Genomic DNA, 17,329 nt, shown 5'->3' with positions numbered 1-17,329 from the left:
TAGATCAATAATGAAAGGATGGTGATTATGAACAAAGAAAAAAATAATTTTGTACTTATTACAAGGATATTAATTATTGTTTTATTTCTATCTTTCTGGGAAATAGCTGCTAGACTTAAATTTTATAATGCTATTTTTACAAGCTATCCTAGCCAGATCATTTTAGATTTAAAGCAATTTTTTTTAAGTGGAGATTTAATAAAGCATACATCTATAACTCTGCGAGAAGCTCTTGCTGGATTATTTTATGGTACAATTATAGGAATTTCTGTTGGACTATTATTTGGACAAGTACAATCCTTAGGCAAAATTTTTTTACCCATAATTACAGCTATTCATGGTGTACCCCAACTTACATTAGCACCAGTATATATATTGTGGTTTGGACTAGGTTTAACATCAAAGATATTTCTTGCATCATTAATGGTATTTTTCAATGTTTTTTTCTCTACTTATGCAGGCATTCAAAATGTAGAACCTAAGCTTATTGAATCCGCAAATTTACTAGGAGCTGGTACAATACAAACACTATACCATGTTGTATTGCCATCTAGTATGCCTTGGATAATAGCTGGTATTCGTAATGGTGTAGGAGCTTCTTTAATTGGTGCAATCATTGGAGAATTTATGGGTGCTTCAGCAGGATTTGGATGGATGATTGCCTATGCATCATCATATTTTAAAATTGCTCGTGTTATGTCATGTATTTTTATTTTGTTAATAGTGGGTATTATTCTCAATCTTATTCTTGATAAAATTGAGGCATATTTACTCCGTTGGAGAGCAGTTACAAGATTATCTTTACACCATGAAAGAAATACATAAAATCTAATTAAATAAGGAGGCAAAAAATGAAAAAATCAATACTTATTGTGCTTATGGTTTGTTTAGTTGCTGGAATGTTTACTGGATGTACATCAAAGAATACTTCTAAGGATTCTGATCTTACTAAAGTTGTAATATCTGAAATGAGAGGTGAATCTTGGATTCCTGTATACGCAGCTGAAATGTTAGGGTATTTTAAGGAAGAGGGATTAGATACTGAATGGGTTGTTTTTAAAGATGGTCCAATAGCTTTTCAAGGTATGCATGCAGGAGATTCACAATTCTGTATGCTGTCTACTGAACCAGTACTTCGTGCCTTTGAAGAAGGACTAGAATCTAAAATTATTATTTCAACAGTTAAGAATAAGCAGTATATTTTTGCTGGAAGTTCTGAAATCACAAGTGTGGAACAGTTAAAAGGGAAGGCAATTTTTGCTGGTATGCCGGGATCTGCTCCCTATTCATTTGTTCTTTCTGCACTAGAAGAAGCTGGACTTTCTGAAAATGATGTTGAATGGATTAATATGGAATATGGAGCTGCTTTAGCTGCACTTGAGCAAGGAAGTATAGCAGCATCGTTTTTTGATGGAATTCATATTAATGAGCTAAAAAATATAGACGCTAATATTTTGATTAATACATCTGATCCTGTACAACATGAGGCACTTTATGGTTCTAAATACTATGAATCACAAATGGTTACAGTTACCAAAGAATTTGCAGAAAAAAATCCTGAAACAATTCAAAAATTTGTAAATGCTGTTATAAAAGCTATGGCTTGGCAGGCAGAACATACTGATGAGGAACTTGCAAAATTAGTTTCTCCTATGTTTGAGGATAGGGATTTAGTTGAAATTGTTGGCATATTGAGAGGGTCACTTTCTAATGATGGTTTCTTTTCAGAAGAAGGATATAATGCAATTGAAAGTTTTTGCTTAGATCAAGGAATTATTAACAATCCTATTGGATATGAAAATATTATTGATATGTCTTATGTAAATAATGCAAGAAAATCATTAGAGAAATAGGATTCTTAAAAATATATTATAACGGTTAATTTCTAAGAAAAGTATATTAAAACTTAGATTAACTTTAATTTATTGTTTATAGATGATTTAAGTAAATTAAGGAGATAAATATGGCTTATATTGTTTTTGAAAATATAGAAAAATACTATGGTGAAAATCATGTTCTTAAAAATACCAATCTTTCAATTCAGAAGGGAGAATTTGTTACATTGCTAGGTTCCTCTGGTTGTGGAAAAAGTACGCTTCTTCGGTGTCTTGCAGGATTAGAAGGGGTAACAAGTGGAAAGATATTTCTAGATGGGGAAGATATTACCTTTAGAAATCCTAAGGAAAGAAATATTGGAATGATATTTCAACAATATAGCCTTTTTCCCAATATGGATGTATATAATAATATTTCATTTGGTCTTAGGATGAAGAAGGTTAAAAAGGATATCATTGATGATTTAGTGAAAAATGCGTTAAAAATGGTTGATCTTCAAGGCTATGAAAAGAGGTATCCATATCAGCTTTCAGGTGGAGAGCAGCAAAGAGTAGCATTGGCAAGATGTATTGTTACTAAACCTAAGGTATTATTATTAGATGAACCTTTGAGTGCAGTAGATGCAAAGCTTCGTAAATCTTTACAATCTAGAATAAAGGAGATACACAAGGAGCTTAATATGACTTCTATATTTGTGACCCATGATCAAGATGAAGCAATGACTATGTCAGATACAATTCATATAATGAGGGATGGAGTTATAGAACAATCAGGAAGTCCCTTTGAAATATATAGTAATCCCAAAAGTATTTTTACGGCAAGCTTTGTTGGCAATTACAATATATTGGAAAGGAATCAATTTTCAAAGCTAATAAATCAAGAATACTCAGCTTATTCAAGAATTGTAATTAGACCAGAGACTATTGAAATATCTCCTATTGAAATGGAAAATTGTAAAGATTCATATTTTATTTTCGGTAAAATTATTGATATACTTCCTCAAGGTAATATTATAAGATATACAGTTGATATTAATTCTATTTTTTTGAAAGTCGATGTGCTATTTAATGATTTAGAACTTTATGCTTTGGGACAAGAGGTATATTTAAAATTAAAGAAAAGGCATTGTATTGGTCTATAACTAATTAATGGTTAGGGAGGATAGTAAATTGAAAAGAAATAAAAAGATAATATTAATTTGTCACTGTATAATTAATGCTAATTCCAAAGTTGAAGGGCTTAGCCAATATGGAGGAATTTTTAAGGAGTTTATAGATATTATTGGGGAGAAAGATATTGGTATTATTCAACTTCCATGTCCGGAAATGATTATATATGGAATAAAAAGATGGGGTCATGTAAAGGAACAATTTGATACTTTATTTTATAGACAACAATGTAGAGAAATGCTTAGACCAATAGTTCAACAGACTAAAAGTTATATGGATGCAGGATATGAAATTTTAGGAGTTGTGGGAATAGATGGTAGCCCAAGTTGTGGAGTTAACTATACTTGCTCCGGAGATTTTAGAGGAGAAATGTCAAACAATAGTGAATTGGAAAATATTCTTGAGACTTTAAAGGAGATTAAAGAGTCAGGTGTATTCATTGAAGAATTAAAAGATTATCTGGAGGAAGTTGGAATAGAAATACCTTTTATAGCAATTAATGAAAATGATGTATATAGTTCTTTAGATAAAATAATAGAGTTTATATAAGTAAATAACAAAGGGGATAATCCCCTTTGTTATTTTATTCTTCTTATAATAAATTTATCGATTATTAATACCAAAATAATTAAAATTATACTTCTTATAAAAAACTGACTTTGTTTGATTTCACCCTATAATTATATTTTCCCAAGCCTCAAAAATCAATTCATTAAATAATTCTATATCCTTTATCACTGTAGGGATATTTATTTTACTTCCTTTTTTATTTCCTTCATCTATTCTCAAGAATCCAGTTTTTAAATCCTCTACAGTTGAAACTATGGATTTAAAATTATCGTTGAATAGTTCAGGATTTGTTATATATACAGCTGAAACTATATCCCAATTGAAAAAACCTTCCGTATTAAATAATTCCCTAAAATACTCAAACCAAGCATAGGAATTCTCTTTAATATATATATAAGACTGTATATCTTTATTATTCATCAATCTTTTATATTCTTCTTTTTTAAATTCTGCTTGCAAACATATATGACCTGTCATAGTCGTTACTTTTGCCCCGGAGTATAGAACATTGTAACTCGCTTCATTATCAACAGAGAAGTTTAATTCATTTAATTTTTTACCATTGATTATAAGTGGCTGAGTAAGCCCTCCCATCAATACGATTTCTTTAACCTTTTTATAGAAATCACTATCAAGAAGATATGCACCATATAGATTGGATAAGGAACCTGTTGCTAATATAATGATTTCATTAGGATATTTATTGACCATATCTACGAGAAACTTAGATGCTTCACTTCTTCTATCACAGTTCTGTGCTGATCCCTTATTTAATGGAATATTTGTAATGTTTAAATCCCTAAATAATTTAGTTGTAGCCGCAAATACATCTTCTATATTACTATTGCCAAAGGTATTAGTTACACCAACTAGCTCTATGGCTCTACTACCTAATAGATACATTAAAGTTAAACCATCATCAACATCTTTATTTGGCAATCCCATAGTATTATCACAATCGAATATTACCTTAATCAAAATATCATCTCCTATTATACCATTTTGCTTTCTTCCCAATTATATACTAACATAATCAACAGCTTTATGTTAAAATATAATGTAGAGAAAGGTAAAAAAATTTGGAACCGTCCCCCTAGGATATTTTACAAAAGAGGAGAGAGTTAATTGATAATTGAACATTTTTTAGAAATGATAATCCCATATATAACAGGTTCACTAGAATCTATTGGGGTGTTTATAATTACAATAGCAGCTTTAAGGGGAATATTTCAGTTTATAAAAAATGGATTTAATTTTAAGGATGATGATGTAGCTATTGATTTTGCTAAGGCAATGGCTCTTAGTTTAGAGTTTAAATTAGCAGCAGAAATTATAAAGACAGTAGTAATAAGAACAATAGATGAATTTATTATACTTGCAGCAGTAGCAATACTTAGGGTAGTATTAACATTTGTATTACATTGGGAGTTAAAGAGTGGGGCGAAGACAATAGAGCATTCAGAGAAATAATTAATGTCTGGGGGGATACTTATGATCAGACCAATTATTATAGATTGTGATCCAGGATTAGATGATGCAATGGCATTGATATTAGCTAATAAAATAGAGGATATAGAAGTGGTAGGCGTAACAACTGTAGCTGGAAATGCTAGTTTAGAAAATACTAGTAAAAATGCATTAAATTTACTATATACAATAGATTGGGAATTACCCGTTGTAATTGGCTCAGAACATCCTTTAATTAGAGAGAGAAGCCTATCCAATAAAAAAACTGGTATAGGAGAATTAGTATTACAAAAATCTAATAGGGAATTTTGTAAAATAGATGTATCTGACTTTATATATAAAGAAGCTAAAAAATATTATGGTAATCTAGAAATTCTTGCTTTAGCGCCTATGACTAATATTGCAAAAACAATAATAAAACATCCTGATATAATACCACTAATTAAGTCTATAACTTTCATGGGTGGAACAATGGGAAGAGGAAATATTACACCATCAGCTGAATTTAATATTTATGTAGATCCTCATGCAGCAGATATAGTCTTTAAATCAGGAATACCTATAACCATGGTAGGACTAGATATAACTAGAAAGGCTTTTTTAACTATTGAAGATATAGATTATTTTAAAAGAACTAATAATATTCATAGCAGATTAATAGAAGAACTTCTTCTTTCAATACATAATAGAGAATGTCTTTGTGCTGAGAAAGTCATTGAAATTCATGATGTAGTAGCCCTTGCAGCTATGGCTTTGCCAGAATTGGTTAATAAGACAAAATTTGGTGTATCTATAGAATTAAATAATAACCAAAATTTAGGTATGCTGTTATTAGAATATAGGAATATTTCTGATGATGAAAAGAATATAGATATAGTAACTGATATAGATATTAATATGTTTAAAAATTGGATTAAAAGATTGAATTGTTAAAATATTTACCTGAAATTAAAAAACTTAGTACAATTAAAAGTATATTTGATATAATGTAGTTGTACTATATTTGATAGGAGGGATTCCATGAAGAAACTTTTAACAGGTAATGAAGCTATCGCAAGAGGAGCTTATGAAGCAGGATGTTTAGTAGCAGCAGCATATCCAGGTACACCAAGCACTGAAATTCTTGAAAATATTTCTAGTTATGATGAAATATATTCAGAATGGTCTACAAATGAAAAAGTTGCTTTAGAGGTTGGTTCAGGTGCATCTATTGCAGGAGCCAGATCATTAGTTGCAATGAAACATGTAGGCTTAAATGTAGCAGCGGATCCATTATTCACCATTGCATATGAAGGTGTAAATGGAGGACTTATAGTAGTTACAGCTGATGAACCAGGTATGCATAGTTCTCAAAATGAGCAGGATAACAGACTCTTTGCACCTCATGCAAAAGTAGCTATGGTAGAGCCATCAGATAGTCAAGAATGTAAAGATTTTGTAAAACACGCTTTTGAAATATCCGAAACCTATGATACTCCAGTATTATTTAAGGTGACTACTAGAGTCTGTCATAGTAAGGGTGTAGTAGAATTAGGAGAAAGAATTGACGTAGGTATAAGAGAGTATGAAAAGAACCCTAGGAAATACATAATGGTACCAGCAAATTCTAAGGCTAAGCATATAGAAATGGAAACAGATAGAATTCCAAAACTTAGGGAATACTCAAACAATAGCCCATTAAATAGAATTGAATGGAATGATAAGAAAATAGGTATTATAACATCTGGTGCATCTTATCTTCATGCAAAAGAAGTATTTGGAGATACAGTTTCTTATCTAAAGGTAGGATTTAGTTGGCCATTACCAGACAAATTATTTAAAGAGTTTGCAGATGGTGTGGACAAACTATATGTAATAGAAGAAAATGAGCCTTATATGGAGCAATTCATTAAAGCTATGGGAATAGAGTGTATTGGTAAAGAAATATTTTCTGTATGTGGAGAAATAAATCCACAGATTATAAGACAAGCAATTTTAGGTGAAAAAATGGAAGAGGGACATAAATTAGAACTAGAAGTACCTTCAAGACCACCTGCATTATGTGCAGGATGTCCACATAGAGGAATATTTTATGCGTTGTCTAAGCATAAAAACAAAGTAATAGTTACCTCTGATATAGGATGTTATACACTAGGTTCTGCACCTCCATTAGGCGTAGGAGATACGGTAATCTGTATGGGTGCTGGAATTACTGCAGGTATTGGTTTTGATAAGGTTAATCAAATGGCAGAAAGAGAAAAGAAAGTATTTGGATTCGTAGGGGATTCAACATTCTTCCATTCTGGTATGACAGGATTAGTTAATGCAGTATATAATAAGAGTAATATGGTAGTTGTAATACTTGATAATAGAATTACAGCTATGACAGGACATCAGGAAAACCCAGGTACAGGCAAGAATATATCTGGTATTGAAGCACCACAGATTGACATAGAAGGATTAGTAAAAGCCATAGGGGTAAAAGAAAGCAATATAAGAGTTATAGATCCATATAATATGGAGGAAAATACAAATGCCATAAAGGATGCCTTGGAAGCTACTGAACCATTTGTAATTATTACAAAGCAACCTTGTGCACTTATTAAAGATGTACAAAAGAGAAGAGCAAATTTATATAGTCAAGTAAATCAAGAAAAATGCAGAAAATGTAAGACCTGCTTGAGAATAGGCTGCCCAGCCATATCTATGAAGGACAATGTAGTTAGCATAGATACTGCAATGTGTAATGGCTGTACCGTATGTCTGCAAGTATGTCCATTTAATGCTATAGAATCTTTTGGGGAAGAGGTGATTTAATTGACAAAATCTTTACTTTTAGTAGGTGTTGGAGGACAGGGTACGATTTTAGTATCTAAAATATTATCAGAAGGACTATTGGAAGAAGGCTATGATGTAAAAATGTCAGAAATCCATGGTATGTCTCAAAGGGGAGGTAGTGTTACTACTCAAATCAGATTTGGAGATAAGGTATATTCACCAACTATAAACCTAGGAGAAGCAGATGTTTTGGTATCCTTTGAAAAATTAGAAGCAGCAAGATATATACCTCAATTAAAGAAAGATGGAAGATTGATAGTTAATGAAGAGGAAATGTGGCCTTTGCCAGTATTAGCAGGGCTTGAAAAATATCCTGAAGGAATAATGGAAGAGCTAATATCCAAAGTAGATAATATAATATCCATAAATGCAAGGGAAATAGCAGAAGAACTTGGTGAGCCAAGATCACAAAATATAGTGATGCTAGGACTTATAGTTAAGGCATTAGGATTAGAAAATATAGATTGGAAGAGTAAAATCAAAAAGTTCCTTCCAGAAAGAGTACATGAAGTAAATATTAAAGCATTTGAACGAGGAATAAGCTTATAAAAATAGTGGACACATATAAAAATGTGTCCACTATTTTTATTTAAAAGTTATTAAATTTTTGTAATAAATATAAAAAAACAAGATAGATAAAGGAATCATTTGAAAATAAAAGAAAAACAAAGATAGATTTATTATTGGTAACTAATATATACATTATCTTCATTCTTATTAATCATAAAGAAGAATATTTAAGTTTACATAAGATATTAGAGGAGTATAATAGTTTAGTCAAGGAGTGATGAGCCATGGATGAGATTGTCAATAAGATAATAAATATTGATAAAGAAACAGTTAGGATGAAGCATAAAACTGAGGAGATTATAAGGGATAAAGAAAAAGTATTAAGAGAAACTCTTCAAAAAATTGAAAGAGAATATGCGGAAGAAGGTAGATTAGAGGGAGAAAGGATTTATAAAGAAATAATGGAAGACGGTGAAACGGAAATAAGAAGTTTACAATCTCAGGATATGGAGATGTTAAAAGCTATAGATAAGGAATATAAAAATAATAAAGATAAACTAATCAATATCCTATGGAATTCCCTAATTAAAGGAAAAGAATAGAGGTAAGGCTATGGGCAATGTAAGAATATTTTCAGCTATAAATACAAAGATAAGAGTCCTAAGGGGAAATCTACTAGATAGGAAAGATTATATAAGTCTAATGGAAAAAGAAAATACAGAGGAACAAATAAATTATCTTAAGGAGAATACCATTTATAAAGAAGAATTACACAGTATAGGGGATTTGAATGATATACAAAAAGTAGAGATAGAATTAAAACATCATTTAATATCTGAATTTGAAAAGATAATGAAATACTTTACAGACGAATATAAAAAATTCTTCAGGACTTTAATGTTAAGGCACGAGATAGAAGATTTGAAATTATATTTAAGAGCATTTGAGAGAAAAGAAGAACTCTCTAAAATAGAAAATCTAAGGGTACTAAAAGAAAAATACTATAGTTTTGACATTAGGAAGATAAAGAATTCCTCTAATTTAGAAGATTTTATTGAAAATTTAAAAGGCACAATTTATTATAATGCTCTTAACCCATATAAAGATGAAGGACAGACCAAAATTATATTTTATATGGAAATGAATTTAGATAGGTTATATTTTAATCAATTAAAATTTCAATCTCAAAACTTAAAAAAGGAAGATAAAGTTATATTTGAAAATCTCCTAGGAATAAACGAGGACTTATTAAATATTGAATGGATTTATAGAGGTATTAAGTTTTATAAATTACTTCCAGAAGAGTTGATAAACTTTACACTACCCCATGGATATGAATTTAACTATAAGAAATTAAAAGAAATGTGTTATTCCAATGAAGAGAAATTAAGAAAAATAGTGTTAGATACTGATTATGATTTTTTATTTGATACTGAAAAAGATGTTGATTTATATATGGAGAGAAGAATTCAGAGATATCTATATTATAAATTCTTAAATGTTTTTAAAAAAGGGAAATTGGACATAGACTTATCTATAGCATATATCCATCTTTTAGAGTATGAAATAAGGGATATTATCTCTATATTGGAAGCTAAGAAATACCAATTGACCTTACATGAAACAAAGGATTATTTAGTAAGGAAAGTAGAAGGAAGTGATAAATAATGGCTGTTGAGAAGATGACTATGATGAATATCATTGGAAATATATCAGATGTAGATAATGTATTAAAGGATATAATTTTATCTGGCAAGGTAAATTTAGTATCTGCATTATCACAAATAGAAGATAATAGTTTTGTTTTTAATGTAAAGGATGAAAACTTGGAAAAAGTTATAGATTTAAACTATATTACATCCTTTTCCAGGGACAAAGGCTATGAAGAGCTTTTAAAAAAAGGAGAAGAATTAGAAGAAGTCTTAAATATAGAATCTAATTATTTGAACCTTAATCTTAAAGACAATATGGATATAGATGAAATCTCTCAAATTATAGACAATATATATAAAGAAGTAAAAGAACCCAGTGAAATTTTAAAATCAACTAAAGAAGAACTAGAAAAAATAGAAAATTTCTATAAGAATTTTTCTGAAATTAGGGATATAAATACTCCTATAGAGAGCTTACGGGAACTTTCATACTTCGATTTTAGATTTGGAATTTTATCTAAAGAGGATAGAATAAAACTTAAGAAGAACTATGACAATATTTTGGCTGTTATTCTTCATACTGGAACAGGCAAGGAAGGAGAAGTATATTTAGTTTTATATCCTTCCAATATAAGAGAAGAAATGAATAGAATTTTAAAATCCCTTAATTTCAAGGAAATTCAAGTACAAGATGAGTATAAGGGAACACCTATTGAGATGATAGAGTATTTAAGAGATAAAAAAGAGAGACTGAAAAAAGATATAGATTCTTTAGAAAAAACATTATGGAATTTAAGAGAAGTTCACAAAGATACTATAATATCTTTAGTAAATCAATTGAGAACAAAGGAAAAGATTGAAGATATCAAGGAAGAATTGGCTAGATCCAATAAATTTTTCTACCTTTCAGGTTGGGTGTCTAAGAAGGATAAGGAAATAATAGGAGAAATGTTGAAGGAATATAAGGATATATTGGTAATATTTAAAGATGAAACTGATTTAACACCCCCTACGAAACTTAGGAATATTTGGATATTTAAACCCTTTGAGTCTTTAGTTAAGATGTATGGAATGCCATCATATAATGAGTTGGATCCTACTCCATTTTTATCTCTTTCATATATGTTTTTATTTGGAGCCATGTTTGGAGATTTGGGACAAGGAGCCATATTATTACTAGGAGGTATGGTATTAAGTCGCAAAAATAAGATGTTCGGTGGATTGTTAAGCAGGTTAGGAGCTAGCTCTATGATATTTGGTATTTTATATGGGGCAGTATTTGGAATAGAAACTATTATACCAGCATTACTTATCAAACCCTTTGAAAATATTAATACGATTTTAGTATCAGCCATATTCGTAGGTATAGCACTTATACTTATATCTTATATCTATGGGATGATTAATAGTATTAAAAGAAAAGATATGGAAGATGGATTATTTGGAAAAGAAGGTTTAGCAGGTTTTTTATTCTATTTATGTTTACTTATTTTAATAGGTGGAAATCTTTTGAAAAAACCTATACTTTCCATGGAACTGGGTGCAGTAATCATTATATTATGTATGGCAGTTATGATATTTAAACAGCCGTTGACTCATTTAATAAAGGGGAAACGTCCGTTACATGGTGAAGATATTACGGGATACTATATAGAATCTGTATTTTCTATTATAGAAACTTTACTTAGTATGTTAAGTGGTACAGTTTCTTTTATTAGGGTGGGAGCCTTTGCTTTAACCCATGTTGGCTTATTTATAGCCTTTGAAACCATAGGACATATGATAGGAACCCCTGCTGGAAATATTATAGTACTCATTATAGGTAATATTGTTATCATAGGTATGGAAGGACTGATAGTATTTATTCAAGGTCTAAGACTTCAATACTATGAACTATTTAGTAGATATTATAAGGGTGAAGGTAAAGAATTTAAACCTGTGAATATTAAATAATTAGGAGGAATGAAAATGGAATTTATATTAATATCAACAACTTTAATGGTTTTAATGACCATTGGAACTGGAATTTTTATGATTTATAAGAATGTAGAAGGTAATAGAAAAACTCTTAAAAAGGTTTTAAGGACAAATTTATATGTGTTTTTACCAATACTTGTTGCAACTATAATAACTTTAGTACCAGGAATAATCAACGCTGAAACAGCTAGCACATCATCAGTATCAGGATTTGGCTTTATTGCAGCAGCATTATCAACAGGTTTAGCAACAGTAGGTGCTGGATATGCAGTTGCTGTAGTGGGTTCTTCAGCTCTTGGAGCTGTTTCTGAGGACCCTAGTATATTAGGTAAGACTTTAATTTTTGTAGGTCTTGCAGAAGGTATCGCCATCTATGGTCTAATAGTATCTATTTTAATCCTTGGAAGGTTATAATATGAAATCCTTTCTAATTAGTGATAACAAGGATACAATCATAGGTCTAAGATTAGCTGGAATAGAGGGAGCTTTGGCAGAAACAAAAGAAGATGTTGAGTTTTATTTTTCTAAGGCTGTTCATGATCCAAATGTTGGTATTATCATTATAACGGAGAAGATATTTGAAGAAATGAAAGAAAAGGTATTAGATCTTAAAAGAACTGGAAACTCTCAAATCATAGCTACTATTCCAGATAGAACTGGTCTAAGGGATAAGAACTTTATAATGAGACATATAAAGGAATCTATAGGTATAAAAATTTAGGTGGTGATTGGATGATTACTCTCGAGGATAAGTTAGATATATTTTATAAAGTAGTATTTAAAGAAGAAGAGACAAAATGTAAGAAACTATTAGAAGAGCTAGAGTTTAAGAATAACTCTATACTAGAGGAGAAAAAAATAGAGTTAGAAAAGAAGAAAAAAGAAATAATTGAAAGAAAGAGAATTTTAGCAGAAATCCAAAAAAATGAGATGGTTTCAAAGGCTGTGGGGGAAAGTAGAGGGAAAATTCTTGAAAAAAGAGAAGAAGTTTTAAGAGATTTAATCTCTTCTTTAGAAGATAGAGCAAGAAAATTTGTTTTATCCAGTGATTATGAAGGTTATCTTCTTAATAAAATTGTACAAATAATAAGAGAAGTATCTGAAAAAGAAATTATTATAAGTATTACAGAGATGGATAAGGAAAGATTTGAAGATTTTATTCTTGATATAGGCAAGGAGAATAATAAAGATATATCCTTAAACCTTATTTCACCAGATATAATAGGAGGATTCACATTATCAGATAAGGATAGATCCTATAATTTAGATAATAGCTTTAAAACTATTATTGAAGAAAATAAATACCTAATAGGTAAGAGATTATATTCATCTCTAGAAAAGACAGGTGGTTTAAATGGATAATTTAATGGGGAAAATAGCTATGATAAATGGTCCAGTAATACTTGGTGAAAATATGACTGGATTTAAGATGAGGGAAATGGTATTAGTAGGACATAAGAAGTTAATCGGTGAAATTATATCCATAGATGGTGATTATGGTACAGTACAAGTATATGAGGAAACAGAGGGATTAAAGAGAGGAGAGCTTATAGTATCAACAGGTAAACCGCTTTCTTTAAAATTAGGACCAGGTATGCTTGGTAATATGTTTGATGGAATCCAAAGACCACTAAAGAAAATAAGAGATGATTTTGGCAGCTTTATACCTGAGGGGATAGGTCTTATATCTATAGATGAGAAAAAACTATGGGAAGTAAAATTAAATGTAAAGGTTGGAGATTATTTAAAAGAAGGTCAAACATTTGGAACTGTACAGGAAACTTCTTTAATTACTCATAGACTTCTAGTTCCTATGGGATTGGAAGGTAAGGTTGTTAAGGTAGTTAAAGATGGAGAATATAATATTGAAGAAGAATTAGTTGAATTAGAAGATAGTTTTGGAAATAAACAATTCCTTAAAATGTATCAAGAGTGGCCCGTTAGAATTCCAAGACCTGTTAAGGAGAGATTACCCATAGATAAACTTTTAGTCACAGGACAAAGGGTATTAGATATATTTTTTCCTATAGCGAAGGGTGGAACAGCTGCAATCCCTGGTGGCTTTGGTACAGGAAAGACTATGACTCAACACCAACTAGCAAAATGGTCAGATGCAGATATTATTGTCTATATTGGCTGTGGTGAAAGAGGAAATGAAATGACAGAAGTACTAGAGGATTTCCCAGAGCTTATAGACCCGAAAACTGGCAAACCTATAATGGAAAGAACTGTTCTTATAGCTAATACATCTAATATGCCAGTAGCCGCAAGGGAGGCTAGTATATATACAGGAATTACCATGGCAGAGTATTTTAGAGATATGGGTTATCATGTAGCTATAATGGCAGACTCTACTTCCCGTTGGGCAGAGGCTTTAAGGGAGATATCGGGAAGATTAGAAGAAATGCCTGCAGAAGAAGGATATCCAGCATATCTTCCTTCAAGACTTGCTCAGTTCTATGAAAGGGCAGGATATGTAAAGGCTTTATCTGGAAGTGAAGGTTCTGTAACTATTATAGGAGCAGTTTCTCCAGCAGGGGGAGACTTTTCTGAACCAGTTACAGAAAATACTAAGAGGTTTGTCAATGTATTCTTGGGATTAGATAGGGAATTAGCTTATTCAAGACATTATCCAGCTATTAATTGGCTAAATAGTTATAGTGGATATACTGAAATGTTGAGAAACTTCTATGAAATGGAATTAAATGAAGAAGTAGAAAGTCTTCGTGGAAAGATGTTAAAGCTTTTATTCGAGGAAAGCAGACTTCTTGAAATAGTTCTTCTAGTTGGAGAAGATGTTCTACCAGATGACCAAAGATTAATCTTAGAGATTGCAAGGGTAATTAAAATAGGGTTCTTGCAACAAAACGCTTTTCATAAGGAAGATACCTATGTACCATTGAAGAAACAATTAGAGATGTTAAAGACTATAGACTTATTATATGAAAGAGGTCTACAAGCTATAAAAAAGGGTATCCCTATTTCTCAAGTTAGAAATGGAGAAGTCTATGGTGAGATTATAAAGATGAAATACTCTATACCTAATGATAATATTAGTAAAATAGAGGAGTTAAACAATATGATAAATGATTTTTACAATAAATTAGAATTAGATTATTCTAAATAGTAGGTGAAGCTATGAAAAAAGAATATTTAGTATTAGATAAAGTAGAAGGGGCATTGATTGAGCTATCAAAGGTTCATGCAGTTGGATACGGAGAAATAGTTCAAGTAGAAAATAATCTCGGTGAAAAGAAACTAGGAAGAGTTATTAAAATAGATGGAGATAAAGTAGTAGTACAGGTCTTTGGTTCTACCTTGGGACATTCTGTAGAGAATACTAAGGTAAGCTTTGAAGGAAGACCATTTGAAATCCCTTTATCTAGGGATATATTAGGAAGAACGTTCAATGGTATAGGTATGCCTATAGATAAGGGTGGAGATATATACTCAGATAATTTTTATAATGTAAATGGTAGACCTATAAATCCAGTATCTAGAGAATATCCAAGGGACTATATTCAAACAGGAATATCTTCTATAGATGGACTTATTACATTAATTAGGGGGCAAAAGTTACCTATATTTTCAGGTTCAGGGCTTCCTCATAATGAATTGGCTGCTCAAATAGTCAGACAAGCAAAGATTAAAGTAAAGGGAGAAGAAAGAAATAATTTTTCCATAGTATTTGCAGCCATAGGTGTAAAACATGATGAAGCATTTTTCTTTAAAGAAGCTTTTAAGAAGGCAGGAGTTCAAAATAAAGTAGTCATGTATATTAATTATGCAGACGATCCAATAATGGAAAGAATAATAGCCCCAAGAGCAGCACTAACAGCAGCTGAGTATCTTGCCTTTGAAGAAAATCAGCACGTTTTAGTTATAATGACAGATATAACTAGCTATGGTGAAGCATTGAGGGAGGTCTCTTCTTTAAGAGAAGAAGTACCTAGTAGAAGGGGTTATCCAGGATACCTTTACTCAGACTTAGCATCCCTTTATGAAAGAGCTGGTATGTTAAAGGACAGGGAAGGTTCTGTAACATTAATACCTATTTTAACAATGCCCAATGATGATATAACTCATCCTATACCAGATTTAACTGGTTATATAACAGAGGGGCAGATTGTATTATCAAGGGAATTACATCAAAAGAACATTTATCCACCTATAAATGTACTTCCTTCCTTGTCAAGGCTTATGAAAGATGGTATAGGAGAAGGATATACAAGGGAAGATCATCCAGATATATCTAACCAATTATTTTCTGCATATTCAAAGGTTCAAGATATAAGGGCATTGGCACAAATAGTTGGGGAAGATGATTTGTCCGATAGAGATAAAAGATATATGAAATTTGGAGACGCCTTTGAGGCAAATTTTGTTACTCAAAGTTATAATGAAAATAGAGATATAGACAATACATTAGATTTATCTTGGAAAATTCTTTCTTTATTATCACAGGAAGAATTAGATAGATTGAAACCAGACTTAATGGAAAAGTATATGAAATTAGGTGATTAGATGGCAGTATATAAATTGACACCTACAAAGGCAAATTTAATAAAATCTAAAAATTCCCTTCAGTTTGCAAAGAAAGGATATGAATTATTAGATAGAAAGAGAACAGTTCTCATAAGAGAAATGATGTCTTTAATAGATAAAGCTAGGGATTTACAGGAAAGAATAGATATAGAATTTAAAGAAGCTTATGAAGCTTTAAAACTAGCTAATATAACTGTGGGTACTGAAGCAGTGGAGGAAATAGCCATATCTATTGAGAAGGAAAAGGATTTTCATATATTATTTAAATCAGTCATGGGTGTAGAAGTTCCAGTTATAAAAGGGGAAGATACTACATTTACCACAGAATATGGATTTTTTAGAACAAATCCAGCCTTTGATAAGGCTGTATTACAGTTTAATGATATAAAAAAACTTATCTATGAATTAGCAGAGTTAGAAAATTCAGTATATAAACTAGCAATGGAAATAAAAAAGACACAAAAAAGGGCTAATGCCCTAGAAAAAATTCAAATCCCTAAATACACTTCAACTATTAAGTATATTGAGGAAGTATTAGAAGAAAAGGAAAGAGAAGATTTCTTTAGACTTAAAAAAGTTAAGGGGAAATAAGACAAAATAAAGATACCAGAAGGATGGAAAGTTCTTCTGGTATTTTGTTTTATAAGTATCCGTTTAATCCAAAAAATGACCACTTAGTCCAAATTTAAACTATTTTAAGTTATACTTGTTATAATTAGTATAAGGGAAATGGTATGAGACAGGCATTATAAAAAGGATATATGGTTTATTAGCTTGACTTTAGTA

At 30.7% G+C, this 17,329-nt stretch carries 18 protein-coding genes; 17 read left to right on the top strand and 1 reads right to left on the bottom strand.

Annotated features, from left to right (window positions below; all coding sequences use genetic code 11):
- The first annotated feature begins 27 nt into the window (after positions 1 to 27).
- From RT714_RS01555 to RT714_RS01540, 4 genes are all read left to right on the top strand, one after another.
- A complete protein-coding gene (locus tag RT714_RS01555) occupies positions 28 to 825 on the top strand; it encodes an ABC transporter permease (protein ID WP_313755851.1) in 798 nt (265 codons plus the stop codon).
- 26 nt (positions 826 to 851) lie between these two features.
- Entirely contained in the window at positions 852 to 1,853 is a 1,002-nt protein-coding gene (locus RT714_RS01550) for an ABC transporter substrate-binding protein (protein WP_313755850.1), read from the top strand.
- Positions 1,854 to 1,963: 110 nt separating this feature from the next.
- Positions 1,964 to 2,977: an ABC transporter ATP-binding protein gene (locus tag RT714_RS01545; protein ID WP_313755849.1), complete on the top strand. Its 1,014-nt coding sequence runs from the start codon at positions 1,964 to 1,966 to the stop codon at positions 2,975 to 2,977.
- Between the two features lie 28 nt (positions 2,978 to 3,005).
- Positions 3,006 to 3,554 (top strand): CD3072 family TudS-related putative desulfidase, encoded by a 549-nt coding sequence (locus RT714_RS01540; protein WP_072975149.1) that lies wholly within the window; start codon positions 3,006 to 3,008, stop codon positions 3,552 to 3,554.
- Positions 3,555 to 3,674: 120 nt separating this feature from the next.
- Here the strand turns inward: RT714_RS01540 and RT714_RS01535 are convergent, their stop codons facing one another.
- Complete coding sequence (locus tag RT714_RS01535) at positions 3,675 to 4,592, bottom strand: nucleoside hydrolase (protein ID WP_313755848.1); 918 nt, start codon at positions 4,590 to 4,592, stop codon at positions 3,675 to 3,677.
- A gap of 108 nt (positions 4,593 to 4,700) precedes the next feature.
- Here RT714_RS01535 and RT714_RS01530 point away from each other — a divergent pair, with 108 nt between their 5' ends.
- The 13 genes from RT714_RS01530 (at position 4,701) to RT714_RS01470 (ending at position 17,134) form a co-directional block, all read left to right on the top strand.
- Entirely contained in the window at positions 4,701 to 5,045 is a 345-nt protein-coding gene (locus RT714_RS01530; RefSeq protein WP_313755847.1) for a DUF1622 domain-containing protein, read from the top strand.
- A 21-nt stretch (positions 5,046 to 5,066) separates the two neighbouring features.
- Positions 5,067 to 5,975, top strand: a complete 909-nt coding sequence (locus tag RT714_RS01525) for a nucleoside hydrolase (RefSeq protein WP_313755846.1) — start codon at positions 5,067 to 5,069, stop codon at positions 5,973 to 5,975.
- 87 nt (positions 5,976 to 6,062) lie between these two features.
- On the top strand, positions 6,063 to 7,838 hold the full coding sequence (gene iorA, locus RT714_RS01520) for an indolepyruvate ferredoxin oxidoreductase subunit alpha (RefSeq protein ID WP_313755845.1): 1,776 nt from the start codon (positions 6,063 to 6,065) through the stop codon (positions 7,836 to 7,838).
- On the top strand, positions 7,839 to 8,408 hold the full coding sequence (locus RT714_RS01515; protein ID WP_313755844.1) for an indolepyruvate oxidoreductase subunit beta: 570 nt from the start codon (positions 7,839 to 7,841) through the stop codon (positions 8,406 to 8,408). It begins immediately after the preceding gene.
- Positions 8,409 to 8,653: 245 nt separating this feature from the next.
- Positions 8,654 to 8,971, top strand: coding sequence for a hypothetical protein (locus tag RT714_RS01510; protein ID WP_313755843.1), 318 nt, complete (start codon positions 8,654 to 8,656; stop codon positions 8,969 to 8,971).
- Positions 8,972 to 8,981: 10 nt separating this feature from the next.
- Positions 8,982 to 10,037, top strand: coding sequence for a V-type ATPase subunit (locus RT714_RS01505; protein WP_313755842.1), 1,056 nt, complete (start codon positions 8,982 to 8,984; stop codon positions 10,035 to 10,037).
- On the top strand, positions 10,037 to 11,974 hold the full coding sequence (locus RT714_RS01500; RefSeq protein WP_313755841.1) for a V-type ATPase 116kDa subunit family protein: 1,938 nt from the start codon (positions 10,037 to 10,039) through the stop codon (positions 11,972 to 11,974). The genes RT714_RS01505 and RT714_RS01500 overlap by 1 nt, the downstream gene beginning before the upstream one ends.
- Positions 11,975 to 11,989: 15 nt before the next feature.
- Positions 11,990 to 12,412: an ATP synthase subunit C gene (locus tag RT714_RS01495; protein ID WP_312667371.1), complete on the top strand. Its 423-nt coding sequence runs from the start codon at positions 11,990 to 11,992 to the stop codon at positions 12,410 to 12,412.
- 1 nt (position 12,413) lies between these two features.
- A complete protein-coding gene (locus RT714_RS01490) occupies positions 12,414 to 12,719 on the top strand; it encodes a V-type ATP synthase subunit F (protein ID WP_072975124.1) in 306 nt (101 codons plus the stop codon).
- A gap of 11 nt (positions 12,720 to 12,730) precedes the next feature.
- Positions 12,731 to 13,360, top strand: a complete 630-nt coding sequence (locus RT714_RS01485) for a V-type ATP synthase subunit E (protein WP_313755840.1) — start codon at positions 12,731 to 12,733, stop codon at positions 13,358 to 13,360.
- Positions 13,353 to 15,125, top strand: a complete 1,773-nt coding sequence (locus RT714_RS01480) for a V-type ATP synthase subunit A (RefSeq protein ID WP_313755839.1) — start codon at positions 13,353 to 13,355, stop codon at positions 15,123 to 15,125. The genes RT714_RS01485 and RT714_RS01480 overlap by 8 nt, the downstream gene beginning before the upstream one ends.
- Before the next feature lie 11 nt (positions 15,126 to 15,136).
- Positions 15,137 to 16,522: a V-type ATP synthase subunit B gene (locus RT714_RS01475; protein ID WP_313755838.1), complete on the top strand. Its 1,386-nt coding sequence runs from the start codon at positions 15,137 to 15,139 to the stop codon at positions 16,520 to 16,522.
- On the top strand, positions 16,523 to 17,134 hold the full coding sequence (locus RT714_RS01470; RefSeq protein ID WP_313755837.1) for a V-type ATP synthase subunit D: 612 nt from the start codon (positions 16,523 to 16,525) through the stop codon (positions 17,132 to 17,134).
- Positions 17,135 to 17,329: the final 195 nt, after the last annotated feature.

The sequence above is a fragment of the Tissierella sp. genome, from assembly GCF_032104385.1.
Lineage (GTDB): Bacteria > Bacillota > Clostridia > Tissierellales > Tissierellaceae > Tissierella.
Note: the sequence above shows the minus strand (reverse complement) of the source record. Positions and strands in the feature narration are given on the sequence as shown.